This window comes from Streptomyces longisporus (assembly GCF_039532765.1).
Taxonomy (GTDB): Bacteria; Actinomycetota; Actinomycetes; order Streptomycetales; family Streptomycetaceae; genus Streptomyces; species Streptomyces longisporus.
In genome coordinates, this window is sequence record NZ_BAAASG010000008.1 from 1 (window position 1) to 24,096 (window position 24,096).

General features: G+C 71.5%; 22 protein-coding genes and 1 pseudogene. 11 read left to right on the plus strand and 12 right to left on the minus strand.

All coding sequences use genetic code 11. The features are described from left to right. Positions 1 to 63: 63 nt before the first annotated feature. A pseudogene (locus ABD355_RS17080) lies at positions 64 to 186 on the minus strand (DUF5999 family protein); the annotation flags it as partial. A 231-nt stretch (positions 187 to 417) separates the two neighbouring features. Here ABD355_RS17080 and ABD355_RS17085 point away from each other — a divergent pair. Together ABD355_RS17085 and ABD355_RS17090 are read left to right on the plus strand one after the other, a co-directional pair. Further along, on the plus strand, positions 418 to 936 hold the full coding sequence (locus ABD355_RS17085) for a GIY-YIG nuclease family protein (protein ID WP_344401241.1): 519 nt from the start codon (positions 418 to 420) through the stop codon (positions 934 to 936). Between the two features lie 251 nt (positions 937 to 1,187). Further along, on the plus strand, positions 1,188 to 1,946 hold the full coding sequence (locus tag ABD355_RS17090) for a phosphotransferase enzyme family protein (RefSeq protein ID WP_425585767.1): 759 nt from the start codon (positions 1,188 to 1,190) through the stop codon (positions 1,944 to 1,946). Positions 1,947 to 1,965: 19 nt separating this feature from the next. On the opposite strand, the gene ABD355_RS17095 is transcribed toward ABD355_RS17090, so the two are convergent. Then, complete coding sequence (locus tag ABD355_RS17095) at positions 1,966 to 2,394, minus strand: pyridoxamine 5'-phosphate oxidase family protein (RefSeq protein WP_344401243.1); 429 nt, start codon at positions 2,392 to 2,394, stop codon at positions 1,966 to 1,968. Positions 2,395 to 2,454: 60 nt separating this feature from the next. Between ABD355_RS17095 and ABD355_RS17100 the strand changes: the two genes are divergently transcribed. Next, positions 2,455 to 3,291 (plus strand): pentapeptide repeat-containing protein, encoded by an 837-nt coding sequence (locus tag ABD355_RS17100; protein ID WP_344401244.1) that lies wholly within the window; start codon positions 2,455 to 2,457, stop codon positions 3,289 to 3,291. Here the strand turns inward: ABD355_RS17100 and ABD355_RS17105 are convergent. Then, the gene (locus ABD355_RS17105) at positions 3,253 to 4,797 is read right to left on the minus strand and encodes a cytochrome P450 (RefSeq protein WP_344401245.1); all 1,545 of its coding nucleotides are present in this window, start codon (positions 4,795 to 4,797) and stop codon (positions 3,253 to 3,255) included. The genes ABD355_RS17100 and ABD355_RS17105 overlap by 39 nt on opposite strands. Before the next feature lie 130 nt (positions 4,798 to 4,927). Between ABD355_RS17105 and ABD355_RS17110 the strand changes: the two genes are divergently transcribed. Next, positions 4,928 to 5,536 carry a TetR/AcrR family transcriptional regulator gene (locus tag ABD355_RS17110; protein WP_123969512.1) on the plus strand — a complete coding sequence of 203 codons (609 nt, stop codon included), beginning with the start codon at positions 4,928 to 4,930 and terminating at the stop codon, positions 5,534 to 5,536. 83 nt (positions 5,537 to 5,619) lie between these two features. Continuing rightward, positions 5,620 to 6,345, plus strand: coding sequence for a DUF2470 domain-containing protein (locus ABD355_RS17115; protein WP_344401246.1), 726 nt, complete (start codon positions 5,620 to 5,622; stop codon positions 6,343 to 6,345). Here the strand turns inward: ABD355_RS17115 and ABD355_RS17120 are convergent. The 3 genes from ABD355_RS17120 to ABD355_RS17130 all read right to left on the minus strand — a co-directional run bounded on the left by ABD355_RS17120 (position 6,313) and on the right by ABD355_RS17130 (position 10,046). Beyond that, positions 6,313 to 7,557, minus strand: a complete 1,245-nt coding sequence (locus ABD355_RS17120) for a lactonase family protein (protein ID WP_344401247.1) — start codon at positions 7,555 to 7,557, stop codon at positions 6,313 to 6,315. The genes ABD355_RS17115 and ABD355_RS17120 overlap by 33 nt on opposite strands. A gap of 113 nt (positions 7,558 to 7,670) precedes the next feature. After that, positions 7,671 to 8,720: a hypothetical protein gene (locus ABD355_RS17125; protein WP_344401248.1), complete on the minus strand. Its 1,050-nt coding sequence runs from the start codon at positions 8,718 to 8,720 to the stop codon at positions 7,671 to 7,673. Between the two features lie 54 nt (positions 8,721 to 8,774). Beyond that, complete coding sequence (locus ABD355_RS17130) at positions 8,775 to 10,046, minus strand: FUSC family protein (RefSeq protein ID WP_344401249.1); 1,272 nt, start codon at positions 10,044 to 10,046, stop codon at positions 8,775 to 8,777. A gap of 128 nt (positions 10,047 to 10,174) precedes the next feature. Between ABD355_RS17130 and ABD355_RS17135 the strand changes: the two genes are divergently transcribed. Further along, complete coding sequence (locus ABD355_RS17135) at positions 10,175 to 10,768, plus strand: TIGR03086 family metal-binding protein (protein ID WP_344401250.1); 594 nt, start codon at positions 10,175 to 10,177, stop codon at positions 10,766 to 10,768. A gap of 181 nt (positions 10,769 to 10,949) precedes the next feature. On the opposite strand, the gene ABD355_RS17140 is transcribed toward ABD355_RS17135, so the two are convergent. The 6 genes from ABD355_RS17140 to ABD355_RS17165 form a co-directional block, all read right to left on the minus strand. Next, positions 10,950 to 11,246, minus strand: coding sequence for a CGNR zinc finger domain-containing protein (locus tag ABD355_RS17140; RefSeq protein ID WP_344401251.1), 297 nt, complete (start codon positions 11,244 to 11,246; stop codon positions 10,950 to 10,952). Further along, positions 11,228 to 11,824: a PAS domain-containing protein gene (locus ABD355_RS17145; RefSeq protein WP_425585768.1), complete on the minus strand. Its 597-nt coding sequence runs from the start codon at positions 11,822 to 11,824 to the stop codon at positions 11,228 to 11,230. Before ABD355_RS17145 ends, ABD355_RS17140 begins: the two co-directional genes overlap by 19 nt. 95 nt (positions 11,825 to 11,919) lie before the next feature. After that, complete coding sequence (locus tag ABD355_RS17150; RefSeq protein ID WP_344401253.1) at positions 11,920 to 13,563, minus strand: glycoside hydrolase family 13 protein; 1,644 nt, start codon at positions 13,561 to 13,563, stop codon at positions 11,920 to 11,922. A gap of 52 nt (positions 13,564 to 13,615) precedes the next feature. Continuing rightward, positions 13,616 to 14,458, minus strand: a complete 843-nt coding sequence (locus ABD355_RS17155) for a carbohydrate ABC transporter permease (RefSeq protein ID WP_344401254.1) — start codon at positions 14,456 to 14,458, stop codon at positions 13,616 to 13,618. Beyond that, positions 14,455 to 15,450 (minus strand): carbohydrate ABC transporter permease, encoded by a 996-nt coding sequence (locus ABD355_RS17160; RefSeq protein WP_344401255.1) that lies wholly within the window; start codon positions 15,448 to 15,450, stop codon positions 14,455 to 14,457. The genes ABD355_RS17155 and ABD355_RS17160 overlap by 4 nt, the downstream gene beginning before the upstream one ends. An 11-nt stretch (positions 15,451 to 15,461) precedes the next feature. Continuing rightward, positions 15,462 to 16,751, minus strand: coding sequence for an ABC transporter substrate-binding protein (locus tag ABD355_RS17165; RefSeq protein WP_344401256.1), 1,290 nt, complete (start codon positions 16,749 to 16,751; stop codon positions 15,462 to 15,464). 211 nt (positions 16,752 to 16,962) lie between these two features. Here ABD355_RS17165 and ABD355_RS17170 point away from each other — a divergent pair, with 211 nt between their 5' ends. From ABD355_RS17170 to ABD355_RS17190, 5 genes are all read left to right on the plus strand, one after another. Beyond that, entirely contained in the window at positions 16,963 to 18,015 is a 1,053-nt protein-coding gene (locus ABD355_RS17170; protein WP_344401257.1) for a LacI family DNA-binding transcriptional regulator, read from the plus strand. A gap of 128 nt (positions 18,016 to 18,143) precedes the next feature. Then, positions 18,144 to 21,308, plus strand: a complete 3,165-nt coding sequence (locus tag ABD355_RS17175) for a cytochrome P450 (protein WP_344401258.1) — start codon at positions 18,144 to 18,146, stop codon at positions 21,306 to 21,308. Between the two features lie 23 nt (positions 21,309 to 21,331). Beyond that, positions 21,332 to 22,297: a phosphotransferase family protein gene (locus ABD355_RS17180; RefSeq protein WP_344401259.1), complete on the plus strand. Its 966-nt coding sequence runs from the start codon at positions 21,332 to 21,334 to the stop codon at positions 22,295 to 22,297. A 91-nt stretch (positions 22,298 to 22,388) separates the two neighbouring features. Next, positions 22,389 to 23,675: an ROK family transcriptional regulator gene (locus ABD355_RS17185; protein WP_344401260.1), complete on the plus strand. Its 1,287-nt coding sequence runs from the start codon at positions 22,389 to 22,391 to the stop codon at positions 23,673 to 23,675. A gap of 174 nt (positions 23,676 to 23,849) precedes the next feature. Next, positions 23,850 to 24,083, plus strand: coding sequence for a hypothetical protein (locus ABD355_RS17190; protein WP_344401261.1), 234 nt, complete (start codon positions 23,850 to 23,852; stop codon positions 24,081 to 24,083). Positions 24,084 to 24,096: the final 13 nt, after the last annotated feature.

Below are 24,096 nucleotides of genomic sequence, written 5' to 3' on the forward strand. Positions count from 1 at the left end.
GACATGTCCATCTCGTGAACTACCAGCTCACAGGTGCCGAGAGGCATCAGAGATCGACATAACCTCGAACACGATCGTCCCGTTGCACAGCAGGCTCCAGCCCTGTTCGGGATGGGCCGACACGATCACGGCGCTGTGGTGGTCCGGCTTGTCTGCGGTGGGGCACGGTGGCCGGTGACTGCACATGGTCTCTCTCCTCGATCCGTCTGGCTCCCGCCTGAAGTGCGCTCGTATCTGTGATAGCCGAGCTTGTTTTCCGTTGAATGAGGAGACCCCCACAGCGCCGGAAACTCATCGGTGAGGTTCGGTTTCCCGCCGGTCGTTTTCGACGGGATTCGCAGCGGAGTCCCTGTCAGACCCGCGTGGCAGCGTGGGACATGGACAGTCGGTGCCCGTCGAGGCGAAGGGGGCCGCGTCATGGCCGACGTCGATTCGCAGTTCCTGCGTGGCCTGTTCGACGAGGAGGGCAGTCTGCACACCGCGGGCCGCACCGCGTTGTACCGGCTGTACGGCCTGGAAGGTCTGCTCTACGTCGGCATCTCGATCTCCCCGCTCACCCGAGTGCGCACGCACCTGCGGGAGCAGCCATGGGCGTCGCAGGTCGTCGGGATACGGATCGAGTACCCGGACGACGCGGAGGCAGCCGAACGCGAGGCCGTCTGGACCGAACGCCCCAAGTACAACGTGATCTTCAACGGCGAGACCCCGCCCGCCCCGCCGGACCGGGCAGCACGCCTCAGGACGGAACTCGCCCTCGAACGACGCCGCTTGGAGGAGCTTGAATCGACCGTGCCCGAGTCGTCGGCTCACCTACGGCTCATAGCCCGCGGCATCGAGGCGAAGCAGGCGAGGATCGCGAAGCTGGTCGAGAGCATCGAGAACACCGAAGCTGCACGCCACCACATCACGGACCCGAGCAAGCAGGTGGGGTCATGACCGCCGCTCACCGAAGCCGTGTTCCACAAGGACCGGCAGTGCTCCACGTAGTCCTCGACCAAGTCGTCGGCCAGTGCCTGGAGTTGGCCGGATATGGTGGCGGCGGCAGTCAGCAGCGCCAGCCAGTCGGGCTGTTCCTGGTCACCGGGGCGGTGGGCGGTGGCGCAGTGCGGTCCACTTCGGCGATGAGGCCGTCCAGATCGGCCTCATGGAAGTTGAGGAGAGTTTCAGTGCACGAGGACGAACAGCCGCTGTCCGGTGGGAACGTCAGCGACGGTGTCGTCCGTGTCGGTGACACCGTGCGTCGGCCCGCGGGGCCCTGGACGCCCGCCGTGCACGCCCTGCTCACGCATCTGCACGAGGCCGGATTCCGGGCGGCCCCGCGACCCCTCGGGATCGACGACCAGGGGCGCGAGGTGCTCACCTTCGTGCCGGGTGACGTGATCTGGCCCGACCGGTTCGCCCTGGTGGAGCCGGCGGCGGGGCTGGTCCGCGTGGCCCGGCTGGTCCGGGACTTCCACGACGCCGTGAAGGACTTCACGCCGCCGGCCGACGCCCGCTGGCAGGTGCTCCTTCCCGCGGAAGGCGCCGACATCATCGCCCACCAGGACCTGGCGCCGTGGAACCTCGTGGTCGGCGGCGAGGACGAGTGGGCCATCATCGACTGGGACACGGCCGCCCCCGGCTCCCGCCTCTGGGACGTCGCCTACGCCATCCGCGGCTTCGTGCCCCTGTCCGCGCACCCCGACTGGCAGACCCCCGAGGCCGCCGACCGCCTGCGTCTCTTCGCCGACGCCTACGGACTCGACGAGACCGAACGGCGCGCCCTCGTACCGATGCTGGGCCGCCGCACCCGAGCCATGCACGACTTCCTCAGGGATCAGTCGGACCGGGGCAACCAGCCGTGGGCGAGGCTCTGGGCGGAAGGCCACGGCGACGCGTGGCGCGGGGATGCCGAGTACATCGAAGAGCGCCAGGAGCAGTGGGAGCGGGCGCTGCTGTCCGGCTGACGGCCGCGGACGGCACGCGTCACCCGGTCGTGCCCAGATCCGCGGCGAACCAGTGCTCCGGCCGCATACGCACCACGACGTGATCGGAGAGTTCGGCCTCGGCAAAGGCCACGAACTCGTCGAGTGCCGCCCCCGACAGATAGCGCGCGGCCATCTCACGGTGAAGCGCGCCGCTTCCCTCGGCCACCTCGGCGACCGGCCCTTCGACCGACACGTACCGGGTCGTCGGCTCCGTGCGCTGGACCATCAGACTGAAGCGGCCCGCCGCCCTGATCAGGGCCATCTTCCGGGAGTTCGTGCCGGTGAGGATCCACGGCAGACCGCCGCGCTCGTAGGCGTACCAGATCGGCACCACCAACGGCCCCCGGTCGTCACCGGCGGCCACGCCCAGCGCGGCCACCTGCGGTTCAGCAAGGAAACCTTCCCGTTCTTCGCGTGAAAGCGCCATACGACGACTGTACGTACGGCCACCGACAACGCCCGGCCGCACCCCGTTAGGCTTGGCGTCATGCCAGATCAGACAGCCGACCGGGCCGAGCTGCGCGGCGACTGCGAGCGGTGCTTCGGTCTCTGCTGTGTCGCCCTGCCCTTCGCCGCCTCCGCCGACTTCGCGATCGACAAACAGGCCGGCACGCCCTGCCGGAACCTGCGGGAGGACCACCGCTGCGGCATCCATGCCCGGCTGCGGCAGCAGGGCTTCAGCGGCTGCACGGTCTACGACTGCTTCGGCGCGGGCCAGAAGGTCTCGCAGGTCACCTTCGGCGGACAGGACTGGCGCACGGCCTCGCCGGCGGACGCCCGGCGCATGTTCGACGTGTTCCCGGTCGTACGGCAGCTGCACGAACTGCTCTGGTACCTCACCGAAGCCCTCGCCCTGTCCCCGGCCCGCCCCGTCCACGGCGACCTGCGCCGCGCCCTGCGGAAGACCGAGGAGCTCACCCGCCGAACCCCCGAGCAGCTGGCCGCGTTGGACGTGGGCGCGCACCGGCAGGACGTCAACGTGCTCCTGCTGAAGACCAGCGAACTGGTACGGGCCGGTGCCGGCGCCCGCGGCCGCAAGAAGGACCGCCGCGGCGCGGATCTGATGGGCGCCCGCCTCAAGGGCGCCGACCTGCGTGGTGCCAACCTGCGCGGCGCCTACCTCATAGCCGCCGACCTGACCGGAGCCGACCTGCGCGGCGCGGACATGATCGGCGCCGACATGCGCGACGCCGATCTCACCGACGCCGACCTGACCGGCGCCTTCTTCCTCACCCAGCCCCAGCTCAACGCCGCCCGCGGCAGCGCCGGCACCCGGCTGCCGGAGTCACTCACCCGCCCCGTGCACTGGACAGCGCGGCTCTGACGGAGCCTCGTCCAGGGCCTTGGCGGGGGAGACCCCGGCGGTGATGCTGCGCCGCTCCAGATGCAGCCGCAGCCCCTCCGGCATCAGGGTGAGCCGCTCGGTCACCCGCAGCCGGTAGTCCGGGTCGGGCCGCAGGTCGTAGCGACGCAGCAGCAGACCGAGCACCAGCGTGGCCTCGTGCAGCGCGAACTGCCGCCCGATGCACGCCCGCGCGCCCGTCCCGAACGGCTTGAAGGTGTGCGGGGCCCGGGACCGTACGGCCTTCGGGTCGAAACGGTCCGGGTCGAACCGCTCCGCGTCATCGCCCCACACCTCCGGGTCGCGGTGCAGCATCGCGGTCAGGACCAGCGCCCAGGCCCCGCGCCGCATCGGATGGTCCCCGGCCAGCACGGTGTCCTCGCGGGCCTCCCGGGCGAAGGCCGGCGCCGTCGGCCACAGCCGCAGCGCCTCGTCCAGCACCCGCCGCACATAGCGCAGCTTGGCCACCTGGTCGTAGCCGGGCACCGTGGCATCGCCCCAGACGGCGTCGACCTCGGCCCTGGCGCGGGCTGCGATCTCGGGGTGCCGGGAGAGGTAGTGCAGGGCGAAGGAGAGCGCGCCCGAGGTCGTCTCGTGGCCGGCCACCAGGAAGGTGATGACCTGGCGGCGCACGTTCTCTGCGGACAGCCGCTCCCCGGTCTCGGGGTGGGCCGTCTCCAGCATCCGGTCCAGCAGATCCCCGCCGCCGCCCTCGCCGGATGCGCGACGGGCCAGGACCAGGTCGTCGACCGTGCGGTTGAGATACGCGATGTCGCCCTCGTTGCGGCGCGAGGCACTGCGCAGCAGGAAGGGCGCCAGCGGCGAGGGGACCGTGTTCAGCCGCTGGGCGTACGTCAGTGTGCCCACCATCGCGGTCACGAACGGGTGCAGCCGGGGCCGCTCGAAGGAACCGAAGTCGTGCCCGAACCCGGTGCGCGCGATCGTCTCCAGCGTCAGCTTGGTCATGTCACCGGGCACGTCCACCGCCCGGCCCGCCGCCAGCTCGCGGTCCCAGTGGTCGGTGAGCCGCTCGGCCACCGCCAGCATCATCGGGTGGTAGCCCTCCATGGCCTCCCGGCTGAAGCCCGGGGCGAGGACGTCGTGGGCCAGCTGCCAGTTCGGCTCGTGGTTGTACGCCGTGAACAGCGCGTCCCCGACGACCGGCCGCAGATTGGCGACCCCGAGGCCGACGTGCTTGGCGAAGCGCGACTCGTCCGCCATGTCGGCCGCAGGATCGGCGCCCCACACGAACACGAACTCCTTGCCGAACGCCTTGCGCCGGAAGATCGGCCCGAGCTGCCGTGCGTAGCGCATGGAGTCCTGGACGGGCGCGCGCCGGTCGGCGCCGAGCACATCGCCGAGCAGGGGGAGCCGGTGCGGGGGATGCGGAATGCGGTGCAGCTCGGGCCAGCCCTGTTCGGCGCCCCGGAACCCCTTGGGAAGCGTGGCCTGTATCGCCGGCCGGGCCTCTGACGTCGTCTCCGCCATGACGCGTTCTCCCTTGAATCAGCGGCAGGTCGAGCTGTCGTGCAACTGTCCAGAGCATCTGTTGTACGTGGGTTCAATAGCGGCTTCAGTCTGATCCCGCTGTTGAACCGGCGTCAAGTAAAGTGCGGGCATGGCCGCGAACCAGGGCGAGCGCACGCGCCGCCGGCTCAGCACCGAGGAGCGCCGGGAGCAGCTGCTCGCGGTGGGGGCGCGGCTGTTCTCGGAGAGCCCGTACGACGAGGTGTGGATCGAGCAGGTCGCCGAGATCGCCGGGGTCTCGCGCGGACTGCTGTACCACTACTTCCCGACCAAGCGGGACTTCTTCGCCGCGGTCGTCGAGCGGCAGAGCGAACGCATGCTACAGATGACGGCAGCCGTGCCCGGGGTCCCGGCGCGCGAGCAACTCGCCGCCGGACTCGACATCTTCCTGGAGTACGTCCACACCCATGCGCACGGCTTCCGTGCCTTCCACCGGGCGGACGCGGCGGGGGACCAGGCCATCCGCCGGGTCTACCAGCGGGCACTGGCCGCGCAGGAGCGGCAGATCCTGGCGACGCTCGCCGCCGATCCCGAACTCGGCCCGGTCGCACAGCAGCGCCCCGACCTCAAGCTGGCCGTCCGCGGCTGGCTGGCCTTCACCACGGCCGTCTGCCTGGAGTGGCTGCGGGGTTCGGATCTGACCCGGGAGCAGGTGCGCGACCTGTGCGCCCGGGCGCTGCTGGGCGTCATCGCCCCCTGAGGCCGACCGCTTGGGTCACCCCGTGGTTGGCGTACACCTCGATCTTGGGTAAGTTAGGCAAGGCTTACCTAAGGAGGTTTGGGATGGGTGACAGTCCCAACTGGACGGCCGCGCCCGCCGCGGCCGAACGGGCCAGGTCGGTACTCGCCGCCGCCTGGTCCTGCGCGGTGACCGCGGACGGCGGCCGCGAGGAGTTCGTCGGCGCGCACAGCGTGGACGAGGACGGCCGGGTGCTGCTGCACGTGCCCGAGGACAGCGCCCTGCTCGCGGCCGCGATCTGCGCGCCCCGCGGCGAACCCCATGCGGTGCTGGAGTTCGCCGACGTCGCACCCGTCCCGGTACGCCACCGCATCCGCGCCCGGCTCTGGCTCGCCGGGTACTTCCTCCCCGAGGACGGCCACCTTGCGTTCCGGCCGACCCGGATCGTGCTGCGGCAGTCGTCCGGTGCAGTGGCCGTCGACCTCGACGAGTTCGCCGCCGCCGAGCCCGACCCGCTCGCCCTCGCCGAGGCGCACCTGCTGACCCACCTCGCCGACTGCCACCCCGATGCCGTCGAGCGGCTCACCCGGCTCGTCGACCACGCCAGTCTGCACGGCGCGGTCCGCGTCCGGCCCGTCGCCGTCGACCGGCACGGACTGACCCTGCGCATCGAGCGCAACCGCGCCCACGGCGACGTACGACTGCCCTTCCATACGCCCGCCGACGACGTCGGACAGCTCACCGAACGCATGCACGTCCTGCTCGCGCAGGCCAGTGCCGCCTCCTGCCCGCGCGCCCTACAGCGGCAGCGCGCAGACGGCGACGGGTGAGGCGAACGGCTCGCCCGCGAGCCGCAGGTCACCGCTCTCGCCGTCCACGTGGAAGACGCTGACCGTGCCGGACTTCTGGTTCGCCGCGAACAGCAGACCCCCGTCCGGCGAGAAGGCGATCTGGCGCGGGAAGTCGCCCGACACCGGCACCGTGCCGAGCAGCCGCAGCCGGGCGCCGTCCGCCTCGACGGCGAAGCGCGCGAGGCTGTTGTCTCCGCGGTTGGCGAGATAGGCGTAGGAGCCGTCGGCGGTCACCAGGATCTGCGCCGGGTAGTTGGTGCCCGGGCCGGAGCCCGTGGACTGCGGCTCGCCGATCGCCAACCGTCCGGTGGCGGGCTCGTAGGCGCAGACGGTGACCGTGTTGTCGACCTCGTTGGCCAGATAGGCGTGCCGTCCGCCGGGGTGGAAGGTGAGGTGGCGCGGACCGGCGCCCGGCCGGGTGTGCGCCTGCGCGACCTCGGTGAGGGTGCCGCGACGCTCGTCCAGGCGGTAGGTGTAGACGGTGTCCGTGCCCAGGTCGACGGCGAGCACATGGCCGCCGTCGGGGCTGGTGATGAACTGGTGGGCGTGCGGGCCCTGTTGGCCCGGCCCGGGGGCCGGAGTCGAGTGCGTGACCACGTCCGTGCGCTCGCCCAGTGCGCCCGAGTTGTCGATCGGGTGCACGGCCACACTGCCCGACGTGTAGTTGGCGCTCAGCAGCCAGCGGCCGCTGGGATGCACGGAGAGGTGGCAGGGTCCCGCCCCGCCGGTGCCACGGGCACCCAGGATCCTGCGGTCGGCGAGGCGCACGGCGGTCACGGCGCCGTCGTCGTGCTCGTTCACCGTGTACAGCGTGCGGCGGTCCGGGTGGAGCGCGAGATACGACGGGTTGACGATGCCCGTCAGGGTTCCGGTGCCGGTGATGCGGCCGGACGCGGGGTCGTACGTGGCGAGTCCGACGCCCGTGCCGCCGCCCTCGACCGTGGTGTACGTGCCGATGTACAGCGGCTGGGGGCCGGAGGGCTTCTCGGCCGGGTGCGGCGCGCTGCGCTGGGCTGACGGCTGCTTGGCAGCGGGCGCCGCCCGGTCGGGGACCGGAGAGGAGGTGTGGGCGGCCGCGTCCTTGGGCGGCGCGGGTGCCGGCAGCGCTGTCACCGCGGCCGCTCCGGCGAGCACGCCGACGAAGCGGCGCCTGTTCCAGGCGCCGCCGGCCGCTCCTGTCCCACTGCCCATGTCCGCACCTCAGGTGGTCGCTCGCCTCGTTCGTGACAAGCCACCATGACCCGTGCCCACCGGTGGGCGCAAGAACGGCAACGGGCGTTGCGCAGGATGCAATGAGTGCGGCTCTACCAGTCCCCGTCCTCCACGGGCTTGCCCGGTGCGTCCTTCAGCGGCTTGACCTGGTGCGGCGCGGGATCCTGCCACGGCTCCTGGTCGTCGCCCAGCCAGTCACCGACCGGTTTCACGCCCTCCAGTGTGTCCGTGGGTGCGAGATCCTCCGCGTCCTGGTCGTAGTAGTCGTACCAGGGCAGCCCGGCCCGGGTGTACTCCGCACGGTCCACGGGGGACGGCGGGGGAGCCTCGCCGGTGATGCGGCGCCACTCCGGGGGTGTCACCAGGTGCACGAACACCCGCCCGGCGGGCTCCTCCGCCCAGTCCTCGAGCGGCCGGTCGTCCCGGTAGACCTCCTGCCGCATCGAACCGCCGACGCCGAGCCCCATGGCCGCGGCGGGACGCGCACCGCCTGCCGGAGCCCCCACCGGCACCGGGCCGCCCGGCGCGGCCGCCGCCATGGGCAGCGCCGCCCCGTAGCCTCCGGCCGCCATGCTCGTCCGCCGCCGCTCGGTGCGGCGCCGCTCCTCCTCGCGCCACTCGGCCAGCTTCCCCTCGCGGAGCGGGAAGGACTGCAGCTGGACGCCGCCCCAGGTCTCCTCGCCCGTGACCTGGCCCTCGACGGTCGCCCCCAGGCCCAGCGGCACCGCCACGAACTGGCGGACCGTGCCCTTCCCGGAGTTGATGCCGTCCAGCCAGGGCTGGCGGGGCAGCACGAGGTAGTTCTGCGGTTTCCTGGACAGCCGGTCGCTCCACGGCTTCCCCGAGACCGCGCACACCTTGCCGACGCCGACCTGCAGGGCGGCCGGCTCCACGGTCCCGCCGAAGCTCAGCCACATCGCCTCGCGCAGATACACGGGCAGCATCACACCGCCCCGCGCACGCCACTGCTCGGGCACCGTGTCCGGGAAGTCCGCGACCCGGCGCACCGGGAACTCGCCCAGTCCCGGCGGCAGCGGATGAGTGCCCGACTCCGGCAGCCGCAGGGTGCGCACGAACCGCACCGCCACACCCCCCGGCAGCCGCAGGGTGTTCCCGTCGATCCGCACGCCCTGGTCCGTCATCCGCCCGCCCCCTTGCTCTCCGTCCCGGACGCGTACGCCGCTCCGGTGACTCCGTCACCTGGAACGACGCCCGGTGCCGTCGGGGTTCCTGCGCAGCACCTCCGGAACCCGCAGCCGCTCGGAATCGCGCAGGCTCTCCCGCAGCCTGGTCAGCCGCGGCATCCGCTCGCGCTGTTCGCGGGAGTTGCGGTCCAGCTCCTCGAAGAGGCGGCGCGAGCGGTGCTCGGTGTCCATCTCGTCGAGGATGCGATTGACCTCGGTCAGCACGGCCCCGTACAGCTGCCAGCTGCGGGCATCGCGCTGGACCTCCTCAAGCAGCAACTGGGCCAGCTTGTCGCGGGTGGCCGCGGCCTGCCGCAGCTCCGCGGCCAGCCGGGACTCCGCCGACTCGGCGCTCTCACTGACGTGGCTGGTGACCAGGACCGCGAAACTCACCACGGCGTCGGCGATCTCCGACAGCAGCCGCTCCACGGCGGCCCCCGTCTCGGGCGCGAACAGCGGCTCGGGATCGCGTTCCTTGGCGAGGTCGGTGAGGGTGCGTGCCAGCACCCGCAGCACCACCGTGCAGATCTCCAGCGTGTCGAGGCCCGTGCGCAGCACCACCCGGTGCAGCAGGCCCTCCCGTACCCGGGGATTGAGCCGCAGGCTGTCCTCGGCCTGTCTCAGGGCCGCGTCGACCTCGACGATGTCGTGATCCAGCCGACGTGCCTCGTACAGCCGCTCCGTCGCCCGCTCGACGGGCGTGCGGCCGGCGGCCTCCTCGCCCATGCGCAGCATCAGCTGCCGCACCCGGCGGGCCAGACCCTCGATCGACTCGCCGGCCTCGTCCACCCACACGGGTGGCGCGAGCAGCAGATTGCAGCCGAATCCGACGACCGCGCCGATCAGTGTCTCCACCACCCGCGCCCAGGCCGTGTCCCCATGGGTCGTCACCCCGAGCACCAGCATCGCGCTGATCGCCACCTCGGGCACGTACTCCTCGACGCGCACCAGCCGCCCCACGGCCAGCGAGGCCACGATCAGCAGGGCCAGACTCCACCACGTCAGACCCACCAGAAGGCTGAAGGCGATCGCGACGAGGACGCCGGCCACGACCGAGTTCACCCGGCGGATGCCGTTGGTGAGGGTGGCGTAGAGGGTGACCTGGACGACCAGCAGCGCGGTCAGCGGAGCGGTGAGCGGTGCGGGCTCGGGGCTCAGGCGCAGTGCGACGACGTACGCGATCGTCGCCGCGGCAGCCGACCGCAGGGTCTGTACGACCATCGGATCCCGGCGGCGCTTCACAAAGCGCACGAGAGACGCCGTCCACTCACGTACCACTCGCATCCTCGGGCCGAGCTCCTTCCTGCCCTTGAAGGCCTGTCCTGGAGGACCGTGTCATTGAGGACCGTAACTGTCCGCAAGGCAGCCTAGATTGTTCATGTCGGTCGAAGGGTGACAGGAGGGGAACAATCGTGGAGCACACCCAGGGCATCGAGGTTCTCACGCAGGCGCACGCTTATCTCGCCGAGGTGGTCGCCGGAGTGCCGGAGTCGGCGTGGGGAGCACCGACGCCGTGCAGCGAGTGGACGGTACGGCAGGTCCTCAACCATGCGCGGATCGACCAGCAGGCCTACGGACTCGCGATCACCGGCGGCCGCCCGGACTCGGACCCCTTCCACCCGGCCGACGTCCTTGACGGAGACCCGGCTGCGGAGCTCGACAAGGTGCTGCGTGCCGTGGCGGACGCCTACGCGGGACTGCCCGCCGACGCCGAGCAGGCGCCGACTCCGCTGGGCCCCCTGCCCGTGCCGCTCGCCGCGGCGGCAGCCGCCATGGACGCGGCGGTGCACGCCTGGGACATCGCGGTGGCCACGGGCCAGGACCGTCCGCTGACCGGGGAACTGGCAGAGGGAATCCGGCCGGCGGCGGAGCGGCTGGTCGATCACCTCCGGGACGCCTACCAGGTGTTCGCGCCCGCACGCGAGGTTGTGCCGGGCTACGACAGCGCCGAGGCGCTGCTCGCCTTCCTGGGCCGCGACCCGCACTGGTCGCCTACGGCGTCCTGACGCGCCGAAGCGCTGCGCACCGCCGGCGATCGCGGCGCAGCCGCACCAGCTCGGCCACGGCCAGCCCCGGCATTACTGTCGAGCACCACGGCCAGCGCCGTCACCGCACGCCACTCCGGTTTCCGGCACGCCACCGATCAGGACGGCGCGCTCGCCCGTCTCCGCAACCCCCCGGCCACCTTCACCGCGGGGGGACGCCCCTGGTCCGGGACCGGTAGCCCGCGACCTTCGCGAGGTTGCCGCAGCGGTCCATGGAGCACCAACGGCGGCGGCGCGCCTGGGAGTCGTCCAGGAACAGCAGTGAGCAGTTCGGGTTCTCGCACTTCTTGACCCGCTCCAGCAAGGGGCTGCGCACCAGGAGGACGGCGTCGCGGGCGACCGTCGCCAGAGCGGCCCGGGCCGGCAGGCGGGCCGTCCAGCGTACGCCCGCTTCGGCGCCCCCGAAGGGTCGGGCACCGCCTATGCGCCCGGCGGCCACACCCCGGGAGTGAGGACGCCCAGCGCATAGGCGCGCGCCACCAGTTCGGTACGGTTCGAGGCGCCCCAGCGCGCCGACAGCCGTCGCAGGTGATAGGTGACGCCGTCCGCGCTGAGACCGGTCTCCTTGGCGGCCCTGGCGGTGGTGGCGCCCTCGGCGAGCAGTGCCAGGATGCGGGCCTCCACCGGCGCCACCCGCACGGGTTCCTCGCCGAGCGGCTCGCGTTCACCCCGCACCCGTAGCATCACCAGCAGGGCGGGCGTCTCCTCCACGGTGTCGCTGACCGGGTCGGCGGTCAGCTCGCCGAACCGCTCGCCGCCGCCCGGCCCCTCCCAGCACACCGACACCTGATACCGCGAGCGGTGCCGCAGCCGCAGCGCCTGCGCGATCCGCTCCACCTGCGTGGCCTCCTGCGGCCGGAACAGCTCCAGCACATCACGGCCGCGCAGCCGCCCCGGAGTCGTACCGCACTCGGCCGCCATCGCCGGGTTGGCCAGCAGGACGGCGCCGTACGCGTCGCACACCGCGACGGGCACACAGACCCGGTCGAAGAGCGTCAGGGCGCGATTGCGCCACATCACGGCCTCCCGACGGCCCTCTTCCACCAAGACCTCCTGACACCCGCACGACGGCGACACGCACGACGGCGACACGCACTGCGTGCACTACACAATCATGTGGCGAGCCAGGCCGCTTGATCCGGTCCCAGCAGACCGTCGTCCAGTGAGCCGCTCGCCAGCAGGACCGAGGTGTGCTCAGGCAGCCGGTACGGCTCGGCCGAGAGGTTCACCACGCACATGAAGCCGGGCTCGCGGCGGAAGACCAGGACGCCGGCCGGAGCGTCGAGCCAGCTCAGATCGCCGTCACCGAGGGCCGGATGGTCGCGGCGCAGGCGCAGGGCGGCGCGGTACAGCTCCAGCATCGAGCCCTCGACACCGTCCTGCGCGGCCACGCTGTGATCCGCCCAGCCGTCCGGCTGCGGCAGCCAGGGCTCGGCCGTCGTGCCCTCCGGGCTGAAGCCGTACGGGGCACTGCGCCCCGACCACGGGATCGGCACCCGGCAGCCGTCGCGTCCGCGGTCGGTGTGGCCGGAGCGCTCCCACACCGGGTCCTGGAGGACGGGCTCGGGCAGGTCCTCGACCTCCGGCAGCCCGAGCTCCTCCCCCTGGTAGATGTAGGCGCCGCCGGGCAGCGCGAGCATCAGCAGGGCTGCGGCGCGGGCGCGCCGGGTGCCCAGGGCCAGATCCAGGGGGCCCTCGGGCCGGTAGGGCTCGTTGGCGACCCACCGCCGGACCACCTTGCGGCCGTAGCGGCTGGGATGGCGCATCACGTCGTGGTTGGACAGCACCCAGGTGGCCGGAGCGCCCACCGCGCCGAGCATGGCGAGGGAGTCGTCGATGACGGCCCGCAGCTCCTTCGCGTCCCAACTCGACATCAGGAAGTCGAAGTTGAACGCCGTGTGCAGACCGTCTTGGCGGACGTAGGCGGCGAGCCGCTCCGGAGTGTCCGCCCAGGCCTCGGCGACGAACGAGCGGTCACCGGGGAACTCGTCGGCCACCCGGCGCCAGGCCCGGTAGATGTCGTGCACCTCGTCCCGGTCCCAGTGCGGATGGTCCAGATGCCGCCGCGGACCGTCCGGCGCCACTTCCGGGCGGGGCGGCAGGTCGGGCAGCTCGGGATGCTTGATCAGCCCGTGCGCGACGTCGATACGGAAGCCGTCCACACCCCGGCTGAACCAGAACCGCAGGATCGACTCGAACTCCGCCCGCACCTGCGGGTGTTGCCAGTTGAGGTCGGGCTGCTCGGGAGCGAACAGGTGCAGGTACCACTCCCCGTCGGGCAGCCGGGTCCAGGCCGGGCCGCCGAAGCAGGACACCCAGTCGTTGGGCGGCTCGGCGCCGTCCGCCCCGCGGCCGGCACGGAAGACGTAGCGCTCCCGCTCCGGGCTGCCGGGCCCGGCGGCCAACGCCGCCTGGAACCAGGCGTGCTGGTCAGAGGTGTGGTTGGGCACGATGTCGGGGATCACGCGGATGCCGTGCCGGTGCGCCTCCTCGATGAGCTGCTCCGCCTCGGCGACCGTGCCGAACAGCGGATCGATCTCACGGAAGTCGGCGACGTCGTAACCGTGGTCGGCCATCGGTGACTTGTACCAGGGGTTGATCCAGATCGCGTCCACGCCGAGCGACTTCAGATACGGCAGCCGGGAGCGGATGCCCGCGATGTCGCCGACGCCGTCCCCGTTGCCGTCGGCGAAACTGCGGACGTAGACCTGGTAGATGACGGCGTCGCGCCACCAAGGTGCGGTGCTGGTGGACATAGGGGTGCGTACTCCTCGTACATCAGTGGGGTACATCAGTGGGGAAAGGGGGCTACTTCGCCGCGCCCGCCGTGAGGCCGGCCACGATCCGGCGTTGGAACAGCAGCACCACCACCACGAGCGGAACCGTGACCAGGACCCCGGCGGCCATCTGGCTGCCGAACGGCGTCTCGAACTGGGTCGCCCCGGCGAACTTGGAGATCGCGACGGGCGCGGTCTGGATGTCGGGCTTGTTCGTCATCGACAGCGCGATCAGGAACTCGTTCCAGGCGGCGATGAAGGTGATGATCGCGGTGGTGAAGATGCCGGGCGCGGCGAGCGGGATGATGACGCGGCGGAAGGCCTGGGCACGGGTGCAGCCGTCGATCATGGCCGCGTGCTCCAGCTCGTCGGGCATCTGCCGGAAGAACGCCGTCAGATTCCACACCGCGAGCGGCAGCGTGAAGGACAGACTCGGCACGATCATCGCCTGGTAGGTGTTGATCCAGCCGAAGCCGACGAACATTTTCAGCAGCGGCACCACGATCGACACCACCGGGAACATCGACGTGGCGATGATCAGCGTCAGCACGAACCGTTTGAAGCGGAACTCCAGCCGCGCCATCGCATACGCCGTGAACGTCGCCAGCAGCAGTGCACATACGGTCGTGATGCCCGCCACGACAAGACTGTTGAACAGGGCACGGGTGAAGTTCTCGGACGGGTCGAGCACGGCACGGTAGTTCTCGAACGAGATCCGCGCGGGGAACAGGGAGTTGTCGAAGATGTCCGAGGTGCGGCGCAGACTGGAGACCAGCATCCAGTAGAAGGGTGCCAGGCAGTAGGCGACGACCGCGGTGACCCCGAGCCAGAGCAGCGCTCTGCGCAGGACCGGGTGCAGGGCGGTGGGGTTCATGCGGCCACCTCCTTGTGGCGGCGCGGCACCACGTCGGCGCCCAGCAGCCGCACGAACGCCAACGCGATGAGGAAGACATAGACGAAAAGGATCACCGCGTAGGCGGCGGCCGGCCCGAACCGCACGTTCGCGGCCTGGTCCTGGGCGAGCATGGACAGCGTCTCCACGGACGTCTTCTGTGCGCCGATCAGGATGTACGGCAGGTCGAACATGCGCAGCGCGTCGAGCGTACGGAACAGCACGGCCACCAGCAGTGCCGGCTTGACCAGCGGCAGCGTGATGCTCCAGAACTGGCGCAGCGCGCCCGCCCCGTCCATCCGCGCCGCCTCGTACACCTCCTTGGAGATCACCTGGAGCCCGGCCAGCACCAGCAGCCCGATGAACGGAGCCGTCTTCCACACATCGGCCACGATGACCGCGACCTTGGCGTGGAACCCCTCGGTGGTCCACAGGATCTGCCGGCCGATCAGGGCGTTGGCCACGCCGTCGCTGTTGAAGATCCAGCGCCACAGCAGACCCGTGACGGCGGTGGGGATCGCCCACGGCACCAGGATGGACGCGCGGACGACCGCCCGGCCGCGCAGCGCACGGTGCATGATCAGCGCCATCGCGATGCCGAGCACCGTCTCCAGGGTGACCGTGGTGACGGTCAGGAAGGTCGTGTTCCAGAAGGCGTTCCAGAAGCGGTCGCCCGCCGCTCCGAAGATCGCGGTGTAGTTGTCGGCCCCGACGAACGGATCGTGGTCGCGCACGAACCCCGTCCTGGGGTCGAGGCCCGGGGTGCCGTAGAAGGAGTCCTTCAGCGCCACGATCGTCGGATAGAGCACGACGACCGCCAGGACCAGCAGCGTCGGCGAGACGAGCAGGGCGCCGAGCCTGCCCTCGCCGGAGGTGGCTCTGCGGCGGCGGTCCCGCAGGGCCCGGCCGGCGCTGCCGGGGGTCTTCACTTCCGGCCGGTCGAGGCTGTCCGGCGGGTTGTGGGTGGTCACCATGTCGTGTCTCCTCACTGCCCCGCCGCCTGTTGCTGCAGGTCCTTCTGCAGGTCCCTGAGCGCGCTCGCGCTGCTCTTGGCTCCGGTGAGCGCGGCGAACGCCTCCCGCTGCACGGCCGCGGTGACATCGCCGTAGCCGAAGACCCGCGGCCGTGGCACCGCATGCAGGATCGACTGCTTGAGGACGGGGAGGTAGGGATACTTCTTCACCAGGCGCGGATCCTGGTACAGGGCCTGGTACGTGGGCGCCGCCGGCGCGTAGGCCAGCGTGAAGCGCTGGGTGTCCTGGCTGGTGAAGAAACGGATGAAGTCGAGTGCGGTGGCCTTGTTCTTCGCCGAGGCGGACAGCGCCAGGTTGTGGCCGCCGAGACTGGAGGCACCGGGCCCGTTCAGACCGGGCAGCGGTGCGACGGCGAACTTGCCTGCGACCTTGCTGGAGCCGTCCGTCTTGTTCGCCAGCGGATACATGTACGGCCACTGCCGTTCGAAGACGAGCCTGCCGGACTGGAAGGCGCGGCGGGCGTCCTCCTCCTGGTAGGTGGCGGCCTCCTTGGGGATGGTGCCGTCCCGGAAGGAACTGACCAGGAAGTCCAGGCCCTTTCTGGCCTGCGGGGTGTCGAGATGCGGGCGTCCCCGGGCGTCGGTGACGACCCCGCCCGCGGAGTTCACCGCCTCCGCGAAGTTCACCGTCAGGCCCTCGTACTTCTGGAACTGGCCCGCGTAACAGGACACACCCTTGGCCGCGGGCAGCCTGCGCACCTTGGCGCAGTCCGCCTTCAACTCCGCCCAGGTGACCGGCGGTCGGCCGATGCCTGCCTGCTGGAGCAGATCGGTGCGGTAGTACAGCATGCCGCCGTCCGAACTGGCCGGCACGGAGTACAGGCCGCCGCGGTACATGCCGGTCGCGACGATCGGCTTCAGCATCCGGCTCAGCGGGAAGCGGTCCTCGGGCAACCGGTCCACCCAGCGGTGCGCCGCGAACTCCGAGGTCCACACGACGTCCAGGGACAGCACGGTGAAGGCGTCCGACTTCGTCGCCGCGTTCTGGATCATCTGCTGCCGCTGCGCATCGGGATCGGTGGGCAGCTGGACGAAGGTGACCTTCTCGCCCGGGTGCAGCTTGTTCCAGCGGTCGAGCACCGCCTGGACGGTCCCCGTGTTGTCGGCACCGGCGACATAGGTGATGGGGCCGCGCCCCGTACTCGACACCGAGCCGCCGCCGGTGCCGCACGCGGCAACGGCGGCCATCCCCGCGCACAGCGCACCGGAGCGCCGCAACGCTCTGGTCTTCCTCTTCTTCAAGGTCACTCCCGGGCAGCGATTGCAGAGAAAAAATATGCAGGTCAGAACGTATAGAGGTGAGCTCTGCTCAAGTAATTGGTTTCTGCTGAGACAACGCTTGCAAGCTAGGAGCAAGCCAGGCGGCACGTCAATGCGTTACGCGGAAGTAATGCCGTGACAGCGCTGTCACAAAGCTGGGCGGATCAGTGCACGCTTGTGCTAACGTCCGCCCATGCCAGCAGCTCAACGGCACCCCACGATGGCCGATGTCGCCGAACGGGCCGGGGTCTCCACATCCACCGTCTCCCGCACACTGCGCGGACTGTCGAGCGTCTCGCCGGACGTCCGCGCCCGCGTCGAACGGGCCGCACGCGAGCTGAACTTCGCGGTCTCCCGGCAGGCCTCCAGCCTGGTGACCGGCAGGACCGGAGTGGTGGCGGTGCTGGTGCCCACCCTCAAGTCGTGGTTCATGGGCTCGGCCCTGTCGAGCCTGGGCCCGCTGCTGCGCGCCGCGGACATGGAACTGGCCCTCTACGTGATACCCGACCTGGCCGAACGCGCCTCGTTCTTCGAACAGCTGCCGGCCCGGCGCAACGCCGACGCCCTGCTCGTCCACTGCTTCGACCTCACCGAGGAGGAGAGCGCACGGCTCGACGACCTCGGGATGCCGGTCATCTACGTCAGCCAGCACGCCGAGGGACGCCCGAGCGTCTACGTCGACGACGCGGCCGGTGCCCTGAGCGGCACCCGGCACCTGCTGAACCTGGGCCACCGCCGCATCGCCTTCGTGCAGAGCCCGGGCGCCACCGGCTTCTCCTTCAGCTCGCACGAGCGGCTGCACGGCTACCGGCAGGCGCTCGCCGAGGCGGGCATCGCCCTGGACGACTCCCTGGTGGTGTCCGCCCGCGCCGAGGACAAGCGCGCCGTCGCCGAGGCCCTGGGGCAGTTGCTCGGCCTGCGTGAGCCGCCCACCGCGGTCTTCGCCGAACAGGACGAGCTCGCCGCCACCCTGATCACGGCCCTGCGCAAGGCCAGGATCGAGGTGCCTGAGGCGATGTCCGTCCTCGGCTTCGACGACCAGCCGCTGGCCGAGTGGTTCGACCTGACCACGGTGGCCCAGTCGCCCTCCGAGATGGGCCGCGTAGCCGGCGAGCTGGTCCTGCGCCTGATCAACGACCCCGAGGCGGACCACGAGCGGCACATCGTCCTGCCGACCCGTCTGATCCCGCGGGGCACCACCGCCCGGCCGCCCGGCCCCGCGACGGAGGACGAGAACCCCTCCTGAGGGCCTCCGCAAGCCCCCAGGCACGTTCTTGACTACACGATCATGTAGTCCCGTGGCGCGGACGGCCGGATCCGCTCGACCAACCTTGATCGCAGTACCTCCGTACCGCGAAAGGCAGTTGTCGCGCCATGCCCCCCACCGCCCTGACCCCCCACACCGCGGCCCCCCTCCCCGGCGTCCCCCTCGTGGACATCACCGCAACCGGGCCCGGCCGCACCCCCATCCAGCAGGTCATGGACCTCATGCGTGAGCACGGCCCGGTCCTCCTGCGGCGTCTGCACGGGCGCGACACGCTGTTCGTCGGCGACCTGGACCTGGTGGCCGACCTCGCCGACGAGACCCGGTTCGCCAAGCATGTCGGGCCCGCGCTGGAGAACGTCCGCGAGTTCACTGCCGACGGCCTGTTCACCGCGTACAACGACGAGCCCAACTGGGCCAGGGCGCATGACATCCTGATGCCCGCCTTCGCGCTCGGCTCGATGCGCACCTACCACCCCGTGATGCTCAAGGTGGCCCAGCGGCTCATCGCGTCCTGGGACCGCGCCGCCCGTGACGGCCAGCCGGTCAACGTCCCTGACGACATGACCCGGATGACCCTCGACACCATCGGACTCGCCGGATTCGGCTACGACTTCGGGTCCTTCGGACGGGACGAACCCCACCCCTTCGTCGAGTCCATGGTCCGCTGCCTGGAATGGAGCATGACCCGGCTCGCCCGCACCCCCGGCCGCGACCACTCGGCCGCCGACGCCGCCTTCCGGGACGACTCCGCCTACCTCGCCCAGGTCGTCGACGACGTCATCGCCTCCCGCTCCGGCACCGACCAGAGCGGTGCCGAGGACCTCCTCGGCCTCATGCTCACCGCCGCACATCCGGCCGACGGCACCACCCTGGACACCGCCAACATCCGCAACCAGGTCATCACCTTCCTGATCGCGGGCCACGAGACGACCTCCGGTGCCATGTCCTTCGCCCTGTACTACCTGGCCAAGCACCCCACCGCGCTCCAGCTCGTCCAGCGCGAGGCCGACGCCCTGTGGGGCGACCGGGCCGACCCCGAGCCCACGTACGACGAGATCGGCAGGCTCACCTACACCCGCCAGGTCCTCAACGAGGCCCTGCGGCTGTGGCCCACGGCCGCCGCCTTCAGCCGCCACGCCCTCCAGGACACCCTGCTCGGCGGCCGGATCCCGCTGCCCGCCGGTCAGGCCGTCACCGTGCTCGCCCCGATGCTGCACCGCCAGCCCGTCTGGGGCGACAACCCCGAGCTGTTCGACCCCTCCCGGTTCACCGCCGAGGCGGATGCGGCCCGCCCGGTGCACGCCTTCAAGCCGTTCGGCACCGGGGAACGCGCCTGCATCGGGCGGCAGTTCGCGCTGCACGAGGCGACCATGCTGCTGGCGATGCTGGTGCACCGCTACCGTCTGCACGACCATGCCGACTACGCGCTCCACGTCAAGGAGACCCTCACCCTCAAGCCCGAGGGCTTCACCCTGACCCTCACCCCGCGCACCACCGCCGACCGCCAACACGGCGTCCTCCCCGGAAATCGCCCGACCGAGACCACGCACAGCCCCGACCCGCACGCCCTCCCGGCACGCGTCCGCCCCGGCACCGGCGTCCTCCTCCTGCACGGCAGCAACTACGGAACCTGCCGCGAGTTCGCCGCCGGGCTCGCCGACGAGGCCGCCGGGATCGGCTGCGAGACCGAGATCGCACCGCTGGACGCCTACGCGGGAGGCCTGCCCACCGACCGGCCCGTCGTCATCACCGCCGCCTCCTACAACGGCCGGCCCACCGACGACGCCACCGCCTTCGCCGCCCGGCTGGAGGACACCCACGACCTGACGGACGTCACCTACGCCGTCCTGGGCGTCGGCGACCGCAACTGGGCCGCCACCTACCAGCACGTCCCCACCCGCATCGACGACCGCCTCGCCGAACTCGGCGCCACCCGCCTCGTCGACCGCGCCGCCGCCGACGCCTCGGGCGATCTCACCGGGGCCGTAAGGGACTTCACGGCCCGCCTGCGCACGGCGCTGCTGGAGCAGTACGGCGACCCGGACGCCACCGCCCCCGCCGACGAGCCCACCGCGGCGTACGAGGTCCGCACCCTCGCCGGCGGCCCCCTGGACGTCCTCGCCGAACGGCACGGGCTCCTTCCCATGACCGTCACCGAGGCGTACGACCTCACCGCCCCCGGCCACCCGCGCCGCAAGCGCTTCGTCCGCGTCGCCCTGCCGGAGGGCACCGCCTACCGCACCGCCGACCATCTCACCGTGCTGCCCGTCAACGCCCCCGCGCTCGTCGACCGCGCCGCCACCGCACTCGGCGTCGACCCCGACACCGTCCTCGACATCCGCGCCACCCGCCCCCGCCGTGACGGCCTGGCGATCGACCGTCCCTTGACGGTACGTCAACTTCTCGCACACCACATCGAGTTGCAGGAGCGGCCGACGCCTGCCCAGCTGGCCGCGCTCGCCGCCGCCAACCCCTGCCCGCCCGAGCGCGCGGCCCTGGCCGCCCTCCCGGCCGACGACCCGCGCACCCTCGTCGAGCTGATCGAGGACCACCAGGCCCTGCGCGGCGCCCTCGACTGGCCACAGGTCCTGGAGATCCTCACCCCGCTGCGGCCCCGCCACTACTCCATCTCCTCCTCGCCCGCCGTCGACGCGGACCACGTGGACCTCATGATCTCCCTGCTCGAAGCCCCCGCACGCTCCGGCAAGGGCGTCTACCGGGGGACCGGATCGGGGCACCTCGCCGCCGTCGCTCCCGGCGAGACGATCCTCGCCCGGGTCCAGCCGTGCCGGGAGGCCTTCCGGGTGGACCACTCCGCCCCGGTGATCATGATCGCGGCGGGCACGGGCCTGGCCCCCTTCCGGGGAACCGTCGCCGACCGCACGGCCGCCCTCGCCGCGGGCACCGAACTCGCCCCCGCTCTCTGCTACTTCGGCTGCGACGCACCCCACGCGGACTTCCTGCACGCCGAGGAACTGCGCACTGCCGAGGCCGCCGGAGCGGTGTCGCTCCGCCCGGCCTTCAGCACCGCGGGGACCTTCGTGCAGCACCGCATCGCCGCCGAGGCTGACGAGGTCTGGCAGCTGCTCGACGCCGGGGCCCGGGTGTACGTCTGCGGCGACGGTTCGAAAATGGCGCCGGGCGTGCGGGACGCGTTCCGTACGCTGTACCGGGACCGCACGCCCGGAGCCGACCACACGGCGGCCGAGGCGTGGCTCGACGCACTGATCGCGCACGGCCGTTACATCGAGGACGTGTACGCGGCCGGCTGACCGAGGGGAGAGGTGGGCGCACGGTGGTGGACTCCTGGGAGAGAGCCCGACGCATCCTGGAGGGCGCACAGATCCCTCCCGGCCGGCTGGCCCACCTGCGCCCCCTCACCGGTGGCACCTACAACACCGTCGAGGAACTCCGGCTCACCGACGGCAGCCGCTACGTGCTGAAGGTCGCCCCGGACACCCCCGGACTGCGCTACGAGAGCCGGCTCCTCGTCGCCGAGGCGGAGTTCTACCGCTGCGCCGAAACGGCCGGGGTGCCGGCGCCCCGGCTCGTCACCCTCGACGACGACAGCTCCGTACTCCTGATGACCGCATGTCCCGGCGACCCGTGGGACGGATCCCTCACGGAGGCCGAACGGGCATATCTGCGCGCGGAGTTGGGCCGCCAGGTCGCCGCCCTGCACCGCGTCACCGGAACCGCCTTCGGCTACCCGTCCGGAGCGCTCGGCCCCCTCGCCCCCGACTGGCGGACCGCCTTCAGCGGAATGCTGGAGGCGATCCTCGACGACGCCCGCCGCTTCTCGGCCCGGCTGCCCAGACCCGTCGACGAGATCGAAGGCACGCTCCGCGCCGCGTACGACGCCCTCGACGAGGTCACCGCCCCCGCGCTCGTCCACTTCGACCTGTGGGACGGCAACATCCTCGTGGAACGCTCGGCGGACTCCCTTCGCATCGGCGGGCTCATCGACGGGGAGCGCATGTTCTGGGGCGACCCGCTGGCCGAGTTCGTCTCCCTGGCGCTGCTGGGGGACATCAGGAAGGACGAGGCATTCCTCTCGGGCTACCGGGACGGCGGCGGACGCGCCGAGTTCGACCGCCCGGCCCTCCTGCGCCTCGCCCTCTACCGCGCCTACCTCTACCTGATCATGCTGGTGGAGACCGTGCCGCGGGCGATGGGGGAGGGGGACATCCGGTGGCGCGAGGAGGCGGTCGCGCCGGAACTCGTGGCCGCCCTGGACGAGATCGAGGAGGCCACCTCTTAGCTCACATCGTGAACTAAGGGTTGGAGGAATGTCGCGCCAAGCCTGTCCGCAGAGGTATGTTGCAGGTCGGACAGGGCGCGAAAGGAACCACATGGCGGGGCGGAACGGGCGCACGGTACGCGACCTCAGGCGGGCCAACCGCGCGGTCGTGCTGCAGCGGCTCTACTTCGACGGACCCCTCAGCCGCTTCGAGCTCGGCCCGGTGACCGGGCTGAGCTCCGGCTCGGTCAGCAACGTCGTCGCGGACCTGGTCGCCGACGGCCTGGTCGAGGAGGCCGGCAGCGTCGACTCCGACGGCGGCCGCCCCCGCACCCTGCTGCGCGTGGCACCCGGCGCCGGCCACATGATCGGCGTCGACGTCGGCGAGACCCGGGTGCGCATCGAGCTGTTCGACCTCACCCTCACCGAACTCGCCCGCGCCGAGCGGCCCTTGGAACAGCAGCGCTACGACGTCGAGGTCATCGTCGGCCACATCCGCGACGGGATCGCCGAGGTGCTCGCCGGCTCCGCCATCGGCCCCGAACAGCTCCTCGGCGTCGGCATCGGCGTCCCCGGCATCGTGGAGCGCACCCCGGAGGAGCGCGGCGCCGTCGTGCACGGGCAGACGATCGGCTGGGACGCCGTCCCGCTGGAGGAACTGCTCCGCTCCTCCTCCCGACTCCCGAACGGCGTCCGGTACTTCATCGACAACGGCGCCAAGACCCTCGGCCAGGCCGAGATGTGGTTCGGCGCGGGGCGCGGGGCGCGCAACGCGATCGTCGTGCTGTTCGGCTCCGGCGTCGGCGCCTGCCTCGTCACGCCGGAGGTGGAGAACGGGCGGGCGGTCGAATGGGGCCATCTGACGGTACGGGTCAGGGGGCGCCGCTGCCGGTGCGGTGCGCTGGGCTGCCTGGAGGCTTATGCGGGGGCGGAGTCCCTGCTGGAGCGGTGGCGCGAGGAGGGTGGGCAGCCGCCGGAGGGGGCGGACGAGGAGTCGGCGCTCACGGCGATGCTTGCTTCGGCCTACCCGGTCGAGGGGGGCGAGGCCGATCCGGTCGCCCTGGCCGTGCTGGAGGAGACCGCCGAGTATCTCGGAGCCGGGCTCTCCGACCTGATCAACCTGTTCCAGCCCGAGCGGATTCTCATCGGGGGGTGGGCGGGGCTTCAGCTGGGGGCGCGGTTCCTGCCTGCGGTGCGGCGGTATGCGGCCTCGTATGCGCTGCGGCATCCGGCCGAGAAGGTGAGCATTGAGCTTGGGCGGCTCGGGCCCGACGCGGTCACCGTCGGGGCGGCGATTTTGCCTCTGGCCGACTTCTTTGCCCGGGGCGGGCGGCGGCTTGAGCCGGTGCCCGAGGGGCCCGTGCCTGCGTGGCGGACGGCGTTGGAGGAGCGACTCTGAGAGTGCCGCGGAGGGCTCTGGGCCGTCCGCGTCGTCGTCGTGGCTTGTCGCGCCCACGTGGCGGAGCCGCATATCGACACAGCCCCGCGCCCCTATCGGGGCGCACCCCCAGGTTTCGGTGGTCACCGGCGGAGGTACTCGCGTCTCGCTCGAACGACGTGAAGGGAGTGTGCCGTGGCCGATCGGCATGACGCAGGTCAGGGCGGCGGGCCCGTGCCGCGGGATCTGCCCGACCAGCAGGTCGGCGAGGGCGAGGATCCGCTGGACATTCCGGTTCCGGACGTGGAGGCCGAAGAGGCGGACGACGGGGTGCCGGACACCGACGAGGCCGGTACAGGGCGGCGGGACGGTCCCCGTTCGGCCACCGTCCATCCCGAGCATCCCGCTCCGGACGAGCCCTCGGCCTGACCGCGACAGGGAG

Coding starts and splice junctions, on each gene's coding strand:
- ABD355_RS17160 (WP_344401255.1), bottom strand. CDS start 15,450: ATGGTGACCACCCACAACCCGCCGGACAGCCTCGACCGGCCGGAAGTG.
- ABD355_RS17155 (WP_344401254.1), bottom strand. CDS start 14,458: ATGAACCCCACCGCCCTGCACCCGGTCCTGCGCAGAGCGCTGCTCTGG.
- ABD355_RS17125 (WP_344401248.1), bottom strand. CDS start 8,720: ATGACGGACCAGGGCGTGCGGATCGACGGGAACACCCTGCGGCTGCCG.
- ABD355_RS17105 (WP_344401245.1), bottom strand. CDS start 4,797: ATGGCGGAGACGACGTCAGAGGCCCGGCCGGCGATACAGGCCACGCTT.
- ABD355_RS17110 (WP_123969512.1), top strand. CDS start 4,928: ATGGCCGCGAACCAGGGCGAGCGCACGCGCCGCCGGCTCAGCACCGAG.
- ABD355_RS17175 (WP_344401258.1), top strand. CDS start 18,144: ATGCCCCCCACCGCCCTGACCCCCCACACCGCGGCCCCCCTCCCCGGC.
- ABD355_RS17150 (WP_344401253.1), bottom strand. CDS start 13,563: ATGTCCACCAGCACCGCACCTTGGTGGCGCGACGCCGTCATCTACCAG.
- ABD355_RS17115 (WP_344401246.1), top strand. CDS start 5,620: ATGGGTGACAGTCCCAACTGGACGGCCGCGCCCGCCGCGGCCGAACGG.
- ABD355_RS17145 (WP_425585768.1), bottom strand. CDS start 11,824: ATGTGGCGCAATCGCGCCCTGACGCTCTTCGACCGGGTCTGTGTGCCC.
- ABD355_RS17170 (WP_344401257.1), top strand. CDS start 16,963: ATGCCAGCAGCTCAACGGCACCCCACGATGGCCGATGTCGCCGAACGG.
- ABD355_RS17185 (WP_344401260.1), top strand. CDS start 22,389: ATGGCGGGGCGGAACGGGCGCACGGTACGCGACCTCAGGCGGGCCAAC.
- ABD355_RS17095 (WP_344401243.1), bottom strand. CDS start 2,394: ATGGCGCTTTCACGCGAAGAACGGGAAGGTTTCCTTGCTGAACCGCAG.
- ABD355_RS17130 (WP_344401249.1), bottom strand. CDS start 10,046: ATGCGAGTGGTACGTGAGTGGACGGCGTCTCTCGTGCGCTTTGTGAAG.
- ABD355_RS17100 (WP_344401244.1), top strand. CDS start 2,455: ATGCCAGATCAGACAGCCGACCGGGCCGAGCTGCGCGGCGACTGCGAG.
- ABD355_RS17120 (WP_344401247.1), bottom strand. CDS start 7,557: ATGGGCAGTGGGACAGGAGCGGCCGGCGGCGCCTGGAACAGGCGCCGC.
- ABD355_RS17085 (WP_344401241.1), top strand. CDS start 418: ATGGCCGACGTCGATTCGCAGTTCCTGCGTGGCCTGTTCGACGAGGAG.